The organism is Vibrio mangrovi, from assembly GCF_024346955.1.
In the GTDB taxonomy this organism is placed as follows: Bacteria; Pseudomonadota; Gammaproteobacteria; order Enterobacterales; family Vibrionaceae; genus Vibrio; species Vibrio mangrovi.
The window spans coordinates 1,260,987-1,277,276 of the sequence record NZ_AP024883.1 but is presented as its reverse complement, the minus strand read 5'-3'; the positions used below and the strand labels follow the sequence as shown (position 1 = coordinate 1,277,276).

Genomic DNA, 16,290 nt, shown 5'->3' with positions numbered 1-16,290 from the left:
TGTGGAATAATCTAATTTTTCAGCGAAAATAAATGCCTCGCAAGTGTTAATTATTTTAACAAATTAACTTTTATCTGATTTCTGTCGACTAAATCAACTAAGTAATGTGCTCAAAATCTATTTTTTCTAGCTTCAAATTAATTTACTGCACAAAAATGGTGCGTCGATTACTTTTTGACAATAAACTTAATTTCTACAAGAAAAAAAGATCCAAGAAATTCTTTGTGGTCTGATGTGCAACTTCACTCACAGGAATATCTTTCAACTGAGCAATACAGTTTGCAACTTCAGTAACAAAAGCGGGCTGATTCTCTTGTCCCCGATGAGGAACAGGTGCGAGATAAGGCGAGTCCGTTTCGATCAGCAGACGATCTAAAGGTAGTTCTTTCACCACGGATTTCAACTCCGTAGCTTGCCGGAAAGTCACAATTCCGGAAATTGAAATATAAAAACCAAGCTCCATCGCAGCCCGGGCAAAAGCCATATCCTCAGTGAAACAGTGAATCACCCCACGGCACTGTTCTGCTTTCCCTTGGCGCAGTAATGCCAGAGTATCTTCTCTTGCATTGCGAGTATGGATAATCAGTGGCTTATTGACCGCAACCGCAACCTCGATCTGCTGCATGAACCTTAATTTCTGTAACTCCGCAGTTTCCGGGCGATAGTGATAATCAAGACCGGTTTCCCCGATGGCAATAACCCGGCCATGGTTGGCATATTCATAGAAAGTATCTAAAGCAAAGTCACTTTCGACATCTAACGGATGAACGCCACAAGATGCGTGGACACAATCAAATGGTTCGATCATCTCCAGCATCCTAGGAAAGGACGCCAGAGTCACACCCACTGACAATATTTGCTCAACCTGAGCATGACGGGCCTTATTTAAGACATCCTGAATATCCTGATGCAACTCATCATAATTGAGCTTATCTAAATGGCAGTGGGAGTCGACAAACATGGGGCTCCTTGAAATTTTAGTAACCAGTCAAAAACTAACAGTTCTGCATTCAAACCCCGGTGCATTTCCAGCCGGTTCAGCAGTACAATTAATTCACGGTATTGTTGATAAAGCATACTATAAGAAAGACATTGCGCAACTTCTTCACTTCCCGGAAGAACAATTTCATCTTTCGTCTGAAATTGAGCTTTCTGAGCATCGGTCAGCAAATACCACAACCAGGTCAGGCGCTCTGATGGCGCTTCCTGAATCAGGTTAGCTAGGTCATGTATATGTGACAATGGTTCCCGTAGAAAATGACAGAATAGCTGTTCCAGGCGAAGATAGGCTTCATTTCCCTGTGACTGAATAAAATCCAGTACCCGAACCGGGGCATAATCATTTAATTTAATAATATATGGTGCAATCTCCTGCCCGGTCTCCACCGCCAGCCATTCTGCGACAATACGATGATCCGGTTCAGGGACATGTAATTGACGGCATCGGCTTAAAATTGTTGGCAGAACCCGGTCAACACAATCGGTAACAAGCATAAAACAACATCGGGCCGGTGGCTCTTCCAATGTTTTCAGTAATGCATTGGCCGCAGATTCATTCATTACATGTGCCGGCTGAATCACGATAACCCGGTATCCGCCAAACTGTGAGGATTCCTGTGCAAGCTGATTAATCTGCCGCACCTGATCGACAGTAATAGCTTTTCCTTCTTTTTCCGGTTTAACCCAATGAAAATCAGGATGGCTTTGAGAATCCATTAATTGGCAATGATGACAGTAACCACATAACTCTGAACCATGGACACACAAAAGAGAGCGGGCTGTCGCTTCAATAAAATCAGATTCTCCCATACCTTCTTTAACCACCAATAGTGTGGCAGGAGAAACTAAATCATGTGCCAGTGTTTGACACCATTGTTGCCATATCTGTTTAAACCAAGGGTATACTGACATGCGTAAATCCCTACTGAGCCGATAACCAGGCCATTAATACATCCTGTATATCCTGCTGCACATAAGCTAGTGGCTGTTCAGCAGAAATGATCTGAATTCGTTCATCAGCATTCGCCAACCGCAAATACTGTTCCCGCGTCCTTTCAAAAAAACTCAAATCCATCTTTTCGATCCGGTCGAGTTCTCCCCGGCCTCTCGCTCGTTCCAGCCCAACCTCAGGATCAATATCAAGGTAAAGGGTAAAATCAGGCTCAAAATCTCCCAGTGCTGACATTTTCAGTTGCTGAATCATCCGGAGATCAATTTGACGCCCGCCCCCCTGATATGCCTGAGAAGATAAATCATGGCGATCACCAATTACCCACTGACCAGCATTGAGAGCAGGTTTGATGACCCCTTCCACAAGCTGTACCCGGGCTGCATAAATCAGTAATAACTCGGTCATATCATAGATGACTTCCCCATCATGTTCTTCTTTAACCAGACTGCGCAATTTTTCCGCCAATGGTGTTCCGCCCGGTTCACGGGTTTTCACCATAGAATGAACGCCAAAATCTTTCAGAGTATCAACTACTGTCTGGATTGCCGTACTTTTTCCGGCCCCTTCTAACCCTTCAACAACAATAAATTTTGCTTTCATTTTTTAGTTCTTAACTGTTTCAGATAACGTCTTACCGCAGCATTGTGCTCTGACAGAGATTTAGAAAAAACATGACCGCCATTGCCACTTGCGACAAAGTAAAGATAATTCCCGGATTCAGGGTTCAATGCTGCATGAATTGATGCGGTTCCCACAATGGAAATCGGCGTCGGCGGCAATCCCCGAATAACATAAGTATTATAAGGTGTCGGTGTCAGCAAATCCTTCTTCCGGATATTGCCATCATAATGCTCTCCCATCCCGTAAATGACCGTGGGATCAGTTTGCAACCTCATTCTCTTATTGAGCCGGTTGATAAAAACAGAAGCAATACGAGTTCTCTCACTCTGAATTGCCGTCTCTTTCTCAATAATAGAAGCGAGGATTAAAGCCTCATAAGGTGAACTCAACGGTAAGCTGTTCTGGCGATTTTCCCAGGCATCCTGTAAAACCGCCGTAAGCTTCTGATGTGCCCGCTTCAAAATATCCAGATCACTGGTCCCTGCAGTATAATGATAAGTCTCAGCGAGAAACAATCCCTCAAGTTTTGACCGGGAAATCGATAATTGACTGGCTATCTCAGCTTCCGTCATCGACTGGATTTCATGTTTAAGATGCGATTCTGTCGCCAACTTTTGCAATACATCCTGAAAACGGCTTCCTTCAATCAGAGTAATGGCAAACTGATACTCATCTCCGGCAACAAACCGCTGAAGTACACTTTGTAAAACCTCATTCGGTTGTAGCAAATATGTACCCACTTTAATTTTAGCCAGCTCAGGATGAAACCGATGAACTAAATGCACGGCAACAGAACTATTTAACCAGTTTTTCTTTTCAAAAGACTTCAGAACCGAACGTAAAGACTCTCCCTGATGAATCGTCACAAACTGTTGCGCCGGTAACTGAAAGGATTGTGTCAGGTAAGCATCAACTTTCTGATAAAGCGCAACAGCACTCCCAACCATCACCAGGAAAATAAGACAACATCCCAATAATATTTTTTTTAACACTCGTTCACTCTCTTTTGGAAATCCCGCACCATTTTTCCCGGTAAAAAGTTCGCAGACTGAATCTGGATAACGGGCGCCACACCCAGAATAGAATTGGTGATAAATACTTCATCAGCCAGTAGTACATCATCCAACGGAAAGTGATTGATACACACTGGAATCCTCTCTCGGGCAGCAATATCCAGAACAACACGTCTCATCACTCCGGCAACTCCGGCAAGTGCCAGATCCGGGGTATAAAGAGTATTATCCCGAAACCAAAATAAATTTGCCATGGTTGTTTCAACGACATTGTCGTTTAAGTCCCGAACGATAGCGTCCGGATAACCACAATTTTCTGCTTCAGCCTTGGCTAAAATCTGCTCCAGACGATTGTTGTGTTTGTGTCCGGCCAGTAAAGGATTATGCCCCAACCGCTGCTGACAGACTCCTAACTGAATTCCATCTGAATTGAAAACATCATAATGTTCGGGATAAGTAAACGACTGGATTGTTACTCTGGGAGCGTGAGAACGACCGGGACTGTATCCTCTTCCTCCGCTTCCCCGGCTGATATGAACTTTTATACCAGCTTTAGCATCAGAGCAAACAGTCTGATCAATCCATTGCCTGACCTCATTCCAGTCAGGAAATGGGATCAACAATGTCTGCAAACAGCGTTCCATTCTTTCCCGATGGTACGGCCAGTGCTGCATCTGTCCATCAATCGTCAGAATCGTCGAAAAACAACCATCACCATACTGAAAAGATCGATCATCAGCAGGTATGGATGATGCTGGCTGCCCATCAATCAAAAACATATTTTGCTACCCTACAAAAAAAGAAACGGCTTAATGCTATGCATCAAGCCGTATCAATACAAGTGGATAAAGTGATGACTTACACTTTTTTAAAGATTAAAGTGCCATTCGTTCCACCGAAACCGAAAGAGTTGCAGACTGCATACTCGATATCAACTTTACGCGCAGTATGCGGAACCAAGTCAATATCTAAATCATCTTCCGGATCATCCAGATTAATTGTCGGTGGTACAATTTGGTCAACGAGGGACATTACCGTAATGATTGCCTCAACCGAACCAGCAGCACCCAAAAGGTGACCTGTCATTGATTTTGTAGATGATACAAGCACTTGTTTTGCACCTTCCTCACCTAGAGCACGCTTCACACCTTTCAGCTCAGCAACATCACCAGCTGGTGTTGAAGTACCATGGGCATTAATATAACCGACCTGAGTTCCCGTAATTCCGGCATCTCGCATCGCAGCTTCCATGGCCAGAGCTCCGCCTGAACCATCCGCACTTGGTGAAGTCATATGATAAGCATCACCAGACATACCAAAGCCAACCAGCTCTGCATAAATTTTTGCACCGCGAGCTTTCGCATGTTCGTATTCTTCAAGAACCATGATACCGGCACCGTCCCCGAGGACAAACCCATCACGGCCTTTATCCCATGGACGAGACGCTTTTTCTGGCTCATCATTACGGGTAGATAAAGCTTTTGCCGCACCAAAACCGGCAATACCCAGTGGGGTTGAAGCTTTTTCTGCACCACCGGCAACCATTGCATCGGCATCGCCATACGCAATCATACGTGCGGCATGTCCGATATTGTGCAAACCAGTTGTACAGGCGGTAGAAATAGCAATATTCGGGCCGCGTAATCCGCGCATAATCGATAGGTTTCCAGCAACCATATTCACGATAGTTGAAGGAACGAAAAATGGGCTGACTTTACGTGGACCTTTATCAATAAGAGCTTGATGACCAGCCTCAATCAGATCTAAACCACCAATACCAGAACCGACCGCAACACCAACACGAGCTGCATTTTCTTCGTTTATTACAAGACCTGAGTCGTCTAATGCCTGGATACCCGCAGCTATACCATACTGGATAAATAAATCCATTTTTCGGGCATCTTTTTTGGACATATAGTCTTCGCAGTTAAAGTTTTTCACCAACCCTGCAAAACGAGTTGAAAAGCCTTCAGTATCGAAGTGTTCAATATTAACAATACCACTTTGACCTGCAAGCAAGGCTTTCCAAGAAGATTCTACTGTGTTGCCTACTGGTGATAACATCCCCATACCAGTAACAACGACACGACGCTTGGACACAATCATATTCTCCGGAATTGAAAAGTTCTATGGAAGAGATAAGACGAGTTAATTAAAACTCAGGCGGCCAGATAGCCGCCTGGAGAGATAGATTACTGAGCGCTATTAACGTAATCGATCGCAGCTTGAACAGTCGTGATCTTCTCAGCTTCTTCGTCAGGAATCTCAGTGTCGAATTCCTCTTCAAGAGCCATAACAAGCTCAACAGTATCTAGGGAATCTGCACCTAGATCTTCAACGAAAGAAGCTTCATTTTTAACTTCTGCTTCGTCTACACCTAGCTGTTCAACAATGATTTTCTTTACGCGTTCTTCGATGTTGCTCATTTTTCTTTTCCTTTACAGATTTCGCTTAATGCGATGTCCCGTAGTTTATTAGAACTAGGGAAAGTTGCAAGAGGGTCATCGCTGGTCAAACCACACTTTTTTACGATTTTAACCGAAGTTCAGACCATTTTTGATATAAATCATGCATAAATACTAAACACTCATGACGATAATGCTCATAAACATCGATAATAGCATTTTATCCACTTTTACAAGCATTTTCACCACTGGTTTAGATCATATACATGCCGCCATTGACATGTAACGTTTCCCCACTGATATACGCTGCCTCATCCGAAGCTAAAAACGCAACAGCCGCCGCAATTTCACGAGGAGAACCTAGTCTTCCTGCAGGAACCTGAGCGAGTGTAGCAGCTCTTTGCTCATCATTCATGGCATTTGTCATATCAGTTTCGATAAAACCAGGTGCAACAGTATTGACCGTAATACCGCGAGAAGCAACTTCTCTGGCCATAGATTTACTAAAACCAATTACACCGGCTTTCGCGGCAGAATAGTTCGTTTGCCCCGCATTTCCCATGGTTCCAACAACTGAACCAACATTCACAATACGGCCACAGCGCTTTTTCATCATACCGCGCAAAACAGCCTTTGAAAGACGATAGATAGAAGTCAGGTTGGTTTCCATAATTTCTAACCATTCTTCATCTTTCATACGCATCAGTAAGTTATCACGTGTAATTCCGGCATTGTTCACAAGAACATCAATCACACCAAATTCATCGGTAATGGCTTTCAGTACTGATTCGATAGAATCAGTATCTGTGACATTCAGCTTAAACCCCTTACCGTTCTCGCCCAGATACTCACTGATTGCAGCTGCGCCATTTTCACTGGTTGCAGTCCCAATAACAGTCGCGCCACGTTCGACCAGAAGTTCAGCAATAGAACGACCAATTCCCCGGCTGGCACCTGTAACCAGTGCAATTTTACCGTCTAGATTCATGAAATTACTCATGTTTCTTTTCCCTATAATGACTGAACTGCATCAAACGAAGCAGTATCGTTAACTGCCCCGGCAGTCAGTGTTTTAACAATGCGTTTTGTCAGACCGGTCAACACTTTGCCCGGACCAGCTTCAAACAGTTGTTCAACACCTTGTTCGTGCATCTTCTGTACAGTTTCAGTCCAGCGGACCGGATTATACAACTGACGAACAAGCGCATCTTTAATTTTCTCCGGATCCGTTTCAGCAATCACATCAACATTGTTGATGACTGGAACTTCCGGTGAATTGAATTCAATTGCTTTTAGTGTCTCTGCAAGTTTATCCGCAGCAGGTTTCATCAAAGCACAATGAGAAGGTACAGAAACAGGAAGTGGCAATGCACGTTTCGCCCCTGCTTCTTTACATAGCTCTCCAGCACGTTCAACAGCTTCTTTCTGACCGGCAATCACTACCTGTCCGGGAGAGTTGAAGTTTACCGGTGATACAACCTGTCCCTGAGCGGCTGATTCACATGCATTGGCAATCACATCATCCTCAAGACCGATGATAGCGTACATTGCACCACTACCAGCAGGAACAGCTTCCTGCATCAGTTGTCCACGTAATTCAACCAGCTTGATCGCCTGTTTAAAATCAATCACACCAGCACAAACCAGTGCAGAATATTCCCCCAGACTATGTCCGGCCAACACGGACGGCTGCTCCAACCCAAGAAATTGCCATACACGCCAGATTGCAACAGAAGAAGCAAGTAACGCTGGCTGAGTCCGGAAAGTTTGGTTCAGGTCATCGGCTGGTCCATTCTGAACCAGTGACCACAAATCATATCCCAATGCGTCTGATGCTTCTGCAAAAGTCTGCTGAACCACTTCATACTGCTCACCCAATTCAGCGAGCATTCCAACGGTTTGCGACCCCTGACCGGGAAATACGATAGCAAATTTGCTCATTTTTTATTCCTTTCGCCGAGCAACCATCATCCCGGAGCATCATCACTCCGTGATATTGGTTGTCTCATCTCAGTATTAAAATACGACTAACGCGGAGCCCCACGTGAAACCACCGCCAAAAGCTTCCAGCAGTAATGTCTGACCACGCTGAATGCGTCCGTCACGAACAGCCTCGTCCAAAGCAGTCGGTACTGACGCCGCTGATGTATTACCATGACGATCCAAGGTTACGACAACCTGATCCATGGACATAGACAGCTTTTTCGCAGTCGCGGTGATAATTCTCAGATTGGCCTGATGAGGTACCAGCCAGTCCAGTTCGGTTTTATCCATCTGATTAACCGCCAACGTATCTTTAACTAACTGAGCCAGTTGCGTCACGGCTACTTTAAAGACTTCATTACCGGCCATATAAAGCCATTTATCTGAATCTCCACCGTTTTGTGGTGTTTCCAGAGACAGCAATGGTCCATATTCTCCGTCAGAATAAATATGAGTAGATAGTATTCCGGGCATTTCACTCCGCCCAAGGACAACTGCTCCGGCGCCATCACCAAACAGGATAATTGTTGAACGATCTGTCGGTTCACATGTTTTCGACAGCACATCAGAACCAATCACCAGGATGTTCTTACACATTCCCGATTTGATGTATTGATCAGCAATGGAAAGAGCATACATAAACCCTGAACATGCTGCTGCAACATCAAAAGCAGGACATCCCTTAATTTCAAGCCGGGCCTGGACCTGACATGCAGATGAAGGAAACGAATGACTGCCACTGGTTGTCGCAACGATAATCATATCAATGTCATCTTTAGAAACAGCTGACATTTCCAGCGCATTCACAGCTGCCAGATAAGCCATATCGGCTACCGTTTCATCTTCGGCAGCAATACGCCTTTCTTTGATACCCGTGCGCGTAACAATCCATTCATCACTAGTATCTACCATTTTCTCTAAATCTGCGTTTGTCCGCACCTGAGATGGCAGGTAGCTGCCTGTACCTAATATTTTGCTATACATGAAGACTAATAATGCCTCTCGAGTAAAACTGCCTCTAATCGATCGCTAATACGACTGGGTACTTGCTCTTTGATTTCGTGTACCGCTTCTCCGACCGCATTGGCAAAAGCGGATATATCAGCACTACCATGGCTTTTCACCACAATGCCACGCAATCCTAACAAACTTGCTCCGTTATAGTGGTCGGGGTTCAGGGTTTTTAAGCCAATAAATAGGTCTGAAAATAATTTTCTTGCGATCCAACCCTTTATTGATGCGCCAAACATTTGGTTTTTTAGCTTATCAATAAATAGCTGGGCAGTCCCTTCACAGCTTTTCAGACAGACGTTCCCGACAAAACCGTCACAAACGACAACATCAGCAAGATCATTGAATATCTGATTCCCTTCGACATTCCCGACAAAACGAATCGACTGTGTTTGTCTCAACATATCGGCACATCGTCTGACAAAATCATTGCCTTTGATTTCTTCTTCTCCGACATTTAAAACAGCAACTCGAGCCTGATGTCCCAAATGCACTTCAGCCAAAGCACTTCCCATCACCGCAAATTGAAATAGAGAGTCGGCATCACAGGAAACATTCGCTCCCAAATCCAGCATCCAGATACATTTTCTGGAGACTGTCGGTAAAGCAGAGATCAATGCCGGCCTGTCGATCCCCGGAAGCAGCTTCAGACGGAAGCGGGAAAGGGCCATTAGAGCTCCGGTATTTCCGGCGCTGACACACGCATCAGCAACACCATCTGCTACCAAGTCAATCGCCATTCCCATCGAACTATGCATAAAACGGCGCAGTGCAAGAGAAGGTTTTTCTGAATTAGAGATGACTTGATCACTATGAACAATGCTCATACGAGAACTGTCAGAGTAACCTAACTGGGACAATTGAAAGGTGATTGCGTTCCGATCACCAACCAAAATCACTTTTAGCGCTGGGAAACGCGACAGTGCCTGCACGGCGGCAGGCACTGTGACGCGGGGACCGAAATCCCCGCCCATTGCATCAAGTGCAACGGTATAATTTTGCAAAGGTCAACCTTACTTGTTGATTACCTTTTTGCCACGATAGTAACCGTCTGCGGTTACATTGTGACGTAGGTGAGTTTCACCTGAAGTTGCATCTACAGACAGAGCAGCTGTAGTCAGCGCATCATGTGAACGACGCATGCCACGCTTAGAACGTGTCTTACGGTTTTGTTGTACGGCCATGGACCCTACTCCTATGTTAATGAATGCTTAGCGATAAAAACTAGCGCTTCAAGCTCTTTAATACGTCAAATGGATTCGGTTTATCTTCCGGAACTTCTTCAGGAATTTCGCCAAACACCATATTGTCTGAATCAACACGACACTCTGATTCATCATGCATTGCTACCTGGGGTAAACCAATGATGAACTCGTCTTCAATCAACTGAACCAGGTCGACTTCACCGTATTCGTTCCGATCTACCAAATCGTACGATTCCGGTGCATCTTCACTTTTCTTCCCGAGATTCGGGGTGTAAGTGAAAGCCACATCACAACGATGCGGGAAGACCTCATTACAACGTTGACACTGCAAATCAACTTCGATGCTAGCTTTACCAGAGATAACAACGAGTCGCTGTTCATCAAACCCAAATGACAATGAGACATCAGCGTCACATTTTACGCCTTCGACTGACTCCTCTAAGCGCTTAAAAAGACTAACCTGAATGATACCATCATAGTCCAGTCTCTTCTGAGCAGCTTTTATCGGATCAACCGTTCGCGGGATTTTTACCTTTTGCATAGGGCGCGAATATTATCTTCCAAATCAAATTTAGTCAAAGAAAAAGGGAAAAAAGTTATCTTTTTTTCGCCATTCCGATCCACTTACGGTGATCTCCGCACCATTATCATATATTCTCGTCACAACACCAGAGAATTCATGAAATATCCAGATGAGTCATTACCAGCTTGTTTTAGCATCAACATCAGATTACCGACGCCAACTGTTAGAAAAAATAGCCATACCTTTTATTACTGCATCTCCTCAGTGTGATGAAACACCATATCCGGGTGAATCGCCGCAAGATCTCGTTCAGCGGTTAGCACAACTGAAAGCACAAAGCTGCCCGCAGGAAAAACCCAGCCTGATCATCGGCTCAGATCAGGTGTGTGTTATTCAGGGGCAAATCATCGGAAAACCGCATAATAAAGAGCAGGCAGTCAGACAGCTGATGTCTCAGGCGGGCAAGAACATTACTTTCTATACCGGTCTGGCGGTATACAACAACGTAACAAAAACCTGTCAATGTACTGTTGACCAATTTCACGTCCATTTTCGCCTGCTGAGCCAAAAACAGATCGAGCATTATGTCGATAGAGAACAACCGCTCGACTGTGCCGGCAGTTTTAAAAGTGAAGGACTTGGGATCGCTTTATTTGAACGCCTGGAAGGTGACGATCCCAATGCACTGATAGGACTCCCGCTTATCAGATTGATTGATATGCTGGAGGCTGAAGGTATGGCTGTCCTCTGAATTCAGGAGCTGGTAAGATCTGAACGCAATTTTGCCAGTACCATTTCAAGTTTCTGTTCCATCGGCGCCAATATTTCCATCGATTCCCCACTCGCCGGATGAATAAACCGAATCTGAGCCGCATGCAAAAAAAGTCGGTTCAGACCTAATTTCCCCGTATATGCATCGAAACGGGGATCGCCATACCGATCATCCCAGGCAATCGGATGTCCTGCATACTGAGTATGGACCCGGATCTGATGAGTACGTCCAGTCACAGGACTCGCCTGAATCAATGTTGCCTGAGAAAATGATTCGATAATTTTAAACCGGGTCTCCGAAGCTTTTCCCTGAGGATTTACCCGAACAATGCTGTTCACTTCATTTTTCAGCAGTGGAGCATTAATTTTCCGGCATTTTGTATCCCATGTTCCCATAACCAGAGCATTGTAATACTTCTGAACTGTTTTCTCCCGAAACTGAGCTTGCAGATGCCGGAGCGCCGAGCGTTTTTTAGCAACTAACAAAATCCCGGAGGTGTCTCTGTCAATCCGGTGAACCAACTCAAGGAAGCGCGCCTGGGGTCGAAGAGCACGTAACGCTTCTATCGCACCAAACTTTAACCCACTTCCTCCATGCACTGCCGTCCCGGAAGGTTTATTCAACACTAGCAAGTGATCATCTTCAAACAAGATACACTGCTCCAGTTCAGATACTTTCTCCAGTTTCGTGCTCAAAGGCTCTGCTACAGTATCACTCTGTGGCAGTGTCACTGGCGGAATTCGGATAATATCTCCGGGCTGTAATTTATATTCGGGCTTTATCCGCTTTTTGTTAACGCGAACTTCACCTTTACGCAGAATGCGATAAACAACACTTTTAGGAATATCCTTCAGTTTATTACGCAGAAAATTATCGATTCGCTGTCCGGCCATATCTTCATCAATGCTGACAAGCTGAACTTGTGTTCTAATTTCACTCATTTGTTTATCGAGGTTATGTATGAAGCTGTGTGTAAAAACGTGCTTATCAAGTGCTTCGGTAAAAACGGCACTTTAATTATGCAGAAAGATTCATTTAAAGCCGACATCGGTTTAAAAACGCGCATCATACTATCTTGATGCGTTATATCCTAGCTATAAATATTTTAGGATTCCCGCTGTTATCCCCCAGACTCACCACCAAAGTATGCAAAAACAGCGGATTAGTAAATAATCATGACTTATGAGCCCTGCTTTTTTAGACTTATTTTTTATAAAGCAGATTGCTGAAATACGTAGCCACTGCTATAGTTCATAGCTGCAATAGGCAAACTGGCGATAATTTAACTCATGACGCCATGTTTCGAGCAATTTTGGGTAGAAACTTATGGTTCTTTGTATGCTGCAGGTGGCGTAAGACAGACATGACCATAATTTCTTATTGTTCTACTCATCGTCATTCATGTTGAGTACTTACCGCACACGCGGCTCATCACTAATATATAATCAGGTGGTGAGAACTGAAGTGCCTTTTTGAGCGTCCCTTCCAGCCGAGAGGCTGCAACAAAAAGCCATGGGATCAGGCACCGTGAAGACGAAATACAAACAGTAAGAGCAACAAATAATCAAAACAAAAGAAATACAACGAGATTTTTAAATGAAAAGAATGTTAATTAACGCAACTCAAAAAGAAGAGTTGCGTGTCGCGCTGGTCGACGGCCAGCGACTTTTTGATCTGGATATAGAAAGCCCCGGATACGAGTCTAAAAAAGCGAATATTTACAAAGGCAAAATCACAAGAGTTGAACCAAGTCTGGAAGCTGCCTTTGTTGATTATGGAGCAGAAAGACACGGATTCCTGCCATTAAAGGAAGTTGCGAAAGAATATTTCCCGGCCGGATATACTTATCAGGGACGACCCAGTATTAAGGAAGTCCTGAGCGAAGGCCAGGAAGTTATCGTCCAAATCGAAAAAGAAGAACGAGGTAGTAAAGGTGCAGCCCTGACAACTTTCGTCTCTCTGGCGGGCAGTTATCTGGTTCTGATGCCAAATAACCCCCGTGCCGGTGGGATTTCCCGTCGTATTGAAGGGAATGAACGGACTGAGCTGAAAGAAGCCCTCAGTACACTTGAACTTCCTCAGGGAATGGGACTCATTGTCCGGACCGCTGGTGTTGGCAAAAGTGCTGAAGAATTAGAGTGGGATCTCAACGTTCTGCTTAATCACTGGAATGCCATTAAACAGGCCTCCGATTCTAATCCGGCACCGTTTCTGATTCATCAGGAAAGTAATGTCATTGCACGGGCTATCCGTGACTATCTGCGTCGTGATATCGGCGAAATCCTAATCGACAGTAATACAATTTACGAACGTGCACTTGAACATATTCGTCTTGTCCGCCCTGATTTTATCAATCGGGTGAAGAAGTACGAAGGTGAAGTCCCGCTGTTTAGCCATTACCAGATAGAAAGCCAGATCGAATCCGCATTCCAGCGTGAAGTCCGTTTACCTTCCGGTGGCTCGATTGTAATTGATCCCACTGAAGCACTGACTTCCATCGACATTAACTCTGCCCGGGCAACCAAAGGCGGAGATATTGAAGAAACAGCTCTCAATACCAATCTGGAAGCGGCAGAAGAGATCGCCAGACAGTTACGTTTACGGGATTTAGGTGGCTTAGTGGTTATCGATTTTATCGATATGACTCCGGTTCGCCATCAACGTGAAGTTGAAAACAAACTTCGTGAAGCGGTTCGTGTTGACCGTGCCCGGGTGCAGATTGGCAGAATATCCAGATTTGGACTGCTTGAAATGTCACGGCAACGTCTGAGCCCGTCTCTGGCCGAAGCAAGCCATCACATCTGTCCTCGTTGTTCAGGTACCGGTGTCGTCCGCGATAATGAATCACTGGCACTCTCCGTACTGCGTTTAGTTGAAGAAGAAGCCCTGAAAGATAACACCTCTCAGGTTCTGGCAGTTGTCCCTGTTCCGATCGCATCCTATCTACTGAACGAAAAACGTCGCTCGATCAATCACATCGAACGTATTCAGGATGTAAAAATTACGATTGTGCCAAATTCTGATATGGAAACACCTCATTTTGAGGTTATTCGCGTCAGAGAAGGTGAAGAGCAGGAAATCCTTTCTTACCTTGTACCGAAACGTCTGGAAAGCTTCCGCGAAGTTGACGGTAAAGAAATTGTAGAGACCGAGACGAAACAAAGACGGATCGAAGAGCCGGTGTTAAAAGGCTTTGCTGCACCAGCGACATCTGCACCGCAACCACAGCAAAAAGCGACTCAGGAGCAACCGAAGAGTGAACCACAAGAGTCTAAGCCAGGGTTATTCAGCCGCTTCGTAAAAGGACTGGCAAACCTCTTCTCTGATTCGGCTTCAGATAGTGATTCCTCTGCAAAAACCGTCACTCGCACAGAAACATCAGAGCAGGAACAACAGCGCTCTGACAGTAACAGAAAGCCACGTCGTTCCCGTGACCGGAACAACGAACAGCGGAAACGGTCCCGTCAGCAGTCTCAGGAGACTAAAACAAAATCCGATAAAACGGATGTGGCTGATACGAAGCAACAATCTTCTGATGAGAAGAAACCGAAGAACCGTAGACCTAAACAGGAAAAGCGCGGTTCTCAGGATAAAACCTCCGCGGCAAAACTCGCTGAAGAAGAACAGAAAATCACTCAGGATGCCACACAGGTTGAAAAAGCATCCGAAGTGAAAAAAGAAGAAGCACAAGAGAAGGCAGTCGTTGCCAAAGAGCGCCGCCAGCGTCGCAAACTCACAAAACAGATTCGGGTTCAGTCCCAGTCGACTGTGGATGGGACAAGTAATAATCCCGAGATTGCAACAGAAGCCAGCGATACTGTGACTGAGTCATTACAAGCTCAGGTACCAACAGCAGAAGCGCAACAGACCGGTACTGTCACTGAAGCAGATAACGATGTTGCTAATGCAGAAGAACCGAAGCAGCGCCGTAGTCGCCGTTCTCCTCGTCATTTGCGGGCAAACGGACAACGTCGTCGCAGAGGGCGGGATCGCAGACCTAATCCATTCCGCTTGCGGAAAGGTGGTGTCGCGTCTCCTGAAATGGCAATGGGTAAAGTTATGCCAAGTTACGGTTTGGTGAAAAAAGCCCAGCCTCAGGCAACGCAGAACGAAACGCCAGCGAACCAAGAGGCACAAGTGCCATTGAGCGGTGTGGCATTCCCGGAAATGGCAATGGGCAAGGTCATCGTTCGTACAGCAGCAACTATAGCAACATCGCCCGTCAGTGAAGAAGTCGCTCAACCCGTCGTTGAAAGTAAACCAGTAGCAGAAACTGTAACTGCAACTCCTGAAGTTATTGATAATAAAACTGTGGAGAATATTAATGCGGAACAACAGCCCTCTGTAGTTGAGCCAGTTACTGAGACTGAAACAACAACTGCCGGGATTGAATCTCAGGAAGTCATTCAGAAGACACCTCTGAACGACATAACTCCAGCTCAGGAGAGTCAGGCAGAGGAGCAATCTCCAACGACAACTGACACAGTCACTGTTGTCAAAGGGCATTCTTCGTCCCCTATGGCGAAGGCGCCCGGAAGTGGTGAACTGATGCAAGTAATCTTAGAAGCTGCACCGCTACGGGAAGAACGCTATCAGCCAAGAGGAGCCGGTAGTCAGGCTGCAACAAATCATGCAAGTTCAGCGATGGCGAAACCGCCTCAGGTACTTTGATACTATTATTGAGTAAACTTTGATGTAAAAAGAGCTGCCATTACGCAGCTCTTTTTTTGTAACGTAACAAAAGCAGTCAGGTCAGCTTGTCACCGGGCGAGTTGACCTTAATCACACTTTTCTGTAGCATTCGCC

16 protein-coding genes are annotated in these 16,290 nt (G+C 45.2%); 2 read left to right on the top strand and 14 right to left on the bottom strand.

The genetic code is table 11. The features are described 5' to 3' along the window. Positions 1-193 precede the first annotated feature (193 nt). The 13 genes from OCU74_RS05830 to yceD all read right to left on the bottom strand — a co-directional run bounded on the left by OCU74_RS05830 (position 194) and on the right by yceD (position 10,730). A complete protein-coding gene (locus tag OCU74_RS05830) occupies positions 194-961 on the bottom strand; it encodes a TatD family hydrolase (RefSeq protein WP_087480678.1) in 768 nt (255 codons plus the stop codon). Further along, positions 934-1,911: a DNA polymerase III subunit delta' gene (gene holB / locus OCU74_RS05825; protein ID WP_087480677.1), complete on the bottom strand. Its 978-nt coding sequence runs from the start codon at positions 1,909-1,911 to the stop codon at positions 934-936. The genes OCU74_RS05830 and holB overlap by 28 nt, the downstream gene beginning before the upstream one ends. 10 nt (positions 1,912-1,921) lie before the next feature. Beyond that, on the bottom strand, positions 1,922-2,551 hold the full coding sequence (tmk, locus tag OCU74_RS05820) for a dTMP kinase (protein WP_087480676.1): 630 nt from the start codon (positions 2,549-2,551) through the stop codon (positions 1,922-1,924). Beyond that, entirely contained in the window at positions 2,548-3,564 is a 1,017-nt protein-coding gene (gene mltG, locus OCU74_RS05815; protein ID WP_087480675.1) for an endolytic transglycosylase MltG, read from the bottom strand. Before mltG ends, tmk begins: the two co-directional genes overlap by 4 nt. Then, positions 3,558-4,364 carry an aminodeoxychorismate lyase gene (gene pabC, locus OCU74_RS05810; RefSeq protein ID WP_087480674.1) on the bottom strand — a complete coding sequence of 269 codons (807 nt, stop codon included), beginning with the start codon at positions 4,362-4,364 and terminating at the stop codon, positions 3,558-3,560. The genes mltG and pabC overlap by 7 nt, the downstream gene beginning before the upstream one ends. Before the next feature lie 79 nt (positions 4,365-4,443). After that, positions 4,444-5,685, bottom strand: coding sequence for a beta-ketoacyl-ACP synthase II (gene fabF / locus OCU74_RS05805; RefSeq protein WP_087480756.1), 1,242 nt, complete (start codon positions 5,683-5,685; stop codon positions 4,444-4,446). A 92-nt stretch (positions 5,686-5,777) separates the two neighbouring features. Continuing rightward, on the bottom strand, positions 5,778-6,011 hold the full coding sequence (gene acpP / locus OCU74_RS05800) for an acyl carrier protein (RefSeq protein WP_014204679.1): 234 nt from the start codon (positions 6,009-6,011) through the stop codon (positions 5,778-5,780). A 232-nt stretch (positions 6,012-6,243) separates the two neighbouring features. Continuing rightward, entirely contained in the window at positions 6,244-6,978 is a 735-nt protein-coding gene (gene fabG / locus OCU74_RS05795; RefSeq protein WP_087480755.1) for a 3-oxoacyl-ACP reductase FabG, read from the bottom strand. Between the two features lie 23 nt (positions 6,979-7,001). After that, positions 7,002-7,931 (bottom strand): ACP S-malonyltransferase, encoded by a 930-nt coding sequence (gene fabD, locus OCU74_RS05790; protein ID WP_087480673.1) that lies wholly within the window; start codon positions 7,929-7,931, stop codon positions 7,002-7,004. Positions 7,932-8,006: 75 nt separating this feature from the next. After that, entirely contained in the window at positions 8,007-8,957 is a 951-nt protein-coding gene (locus OCU74_RS05785) for a beta-ketoacyl-ACP synthase III (RefSeq protein WP_087480672.1), read from the bottom strand. Between the two features lie 5 nt (positions 8,958-8,962). Next, complete coding sequence (gene plsX, locus OCU74_RS05780) at positions 8,963-9,988, bottom strand: phosphate acyltransferase PlsX (RefSeq protein ID WP_087480671.1); 1,026 nt, start codon at positions 9,986-9,988, stop codon at positions 8,963-8,965. Positions 9,989-9,997: 9 nt separating this feature from the next. Further along, the gene (gene rpmF, locus OCU74_RS05775; protein ID WP_021019534.1) at positions 9,998-10,168 is read right to left on the bottom strand and encodes a 50S ribosomal protein L32; all 171 of its coding nucleotides are present in this window, start codon (positions 10,166-10,168) and stop codon (positions 9,998-10,000) included. A gap of 40 nt (positions 10,169-10,208) precedes the next feature. Beyond that, on the bottom strand, positions 10,209-10,730 hold the full coding sequence (gene yceD, locus OCU74_RS05770) for a 23S rRNA accumulation protein YceD (RefSeq protein ID WP_087480670.1): 522 nt from the start codon (positions 10,728-10,730) through the stop codon (positions 10,209-10,211). Between the two features lie 151 nt (positions 10,731-10,881). Here yceD and OCU74_RS05765 point away from each other — a divergent pair, with 151 nt between their 5' ends. Beyond that, a complete protein-coding gene (locus OCU74_RS05765; RefSeq protein ID WP_087480669.1) occupies positions 10,882-11,463 on the top strand; it encodes a Maf family protein in 582 nt (193 codons plus the stop codon). 2 nt (positions 11,464-11,465) lie between these two features. Here the strand turns inward: OCU74_RS05765 and rluC are convergent, their stop codons facing one another. Then, positions 11,466-12,425, bottom strand: a complete 960-nt coding sequence (gene rluC / locus OCU74_RS05760; protein ID WP_087480668.1) for a 23S rRNA pseudouridine(955/2504/2580) synthase RluC — start codon at positions 12,423-12,425, stop codon at positions 11,466-11,468. Positions 12,426-13,080: 655 nt separating this feature from the next. Here rluC and rne point away from each other — a divergent pair. Continuing rightward, positions 13,081-16,155, top strand: a complete 3,075-nt coding sequence (gene rne / locus OCU74_RS05755) for a ribonuclease E (RefSeq protein ID WP_087480667.1) — start codon at positions 13,081-13,083, stop codon at positions 16,153-16,155. Positions 16,156-16,290 lie beyond the last annotated feature (135 nt).

Coding starts and splice junctions, on each gene's coding strand:
- OCU74_RS05830 (WP_087480678.1), bottom strand. CDS start 961: ATGTTTGTCGACTCCCACTGCCATTTAGATAAGCTCAATTATGATGAG.
- holB (WP_087480677.1), bottom strand. CDS start 1,911: ATGTCAGTATACCCTTGGTTTAAACAGATATGGCAACAATGGTGTCAA.
- tmk (WP_087480676.1), bottom strand. CDS start 2,551: ATGAAAGCAAAATTTATTGTTGTTGAAGGGTTAGAAGGGGCCGGAAAA.
- pabC (WP_087480674.1), bottom strand. CDS start 4,364: ATGTTTTTGATTGATGGGCAGCCAGCATCATCCATACCTGCTGATGAT.
- acpP (WP_014204679.1), bottom strand. CDS start 6,011: ATGAGCAACATCGAAGAACGCGTAAAGAAAATCATTGTTGAACAGCTA.
- fabG (WP_087480755.1), bottom strand. CDS start 6,978: ATGAATCTAGACGGTAAAATTGCACTGGTTACAGGTGCCAGCCGGGGA.
- fabD (WP_087480673.1), bottom strand. CDS start 7,931: ATGAGCAAATTTGCTATCGTATTTCCCGGTCAGGGGTCGCAAACCGTT.
- OCU74_RS05785 (WP_087480672.1), bottom strand. CDS start 8,957: ATGTATAGCAAAATATTAGGTACAGGCAGCTACCTGCCATCTCAGGTG.
- rpmF (WP_021019534.1), bottom strand. CDS start 10,168: ATGGCCGTACAACAAAACCGTAAGACACGTTCTAAGCGTGGCATGCGT.
- yceD (WP_087480670.1), bottom strand. CDS start 10,730: ATGCAAAAGGTAAAAATCCCGCGAACGGTTGATCCGATAAAAGCTGCT.
- OCU74_RS05765 (WP_087480669.1), top strand. CDS start 10,882: ATGAGTCATTACCAGCTTGTTTTAGCATCAACATCAGATTACCGACGC.
- rluC (WP_087480668.1), bottom strand. CDS start 12,425: ATGAGTGAAATTAGAACACAAGTTCAGCTTGTCAGCATTGATGAAGAT.
- rne (WP_087480667.1), top strand. CDS start 13,081: ATGAAAAGAATGTTAATTAACGCAACTCAAAAAGAAGAGTTGCGTGTC.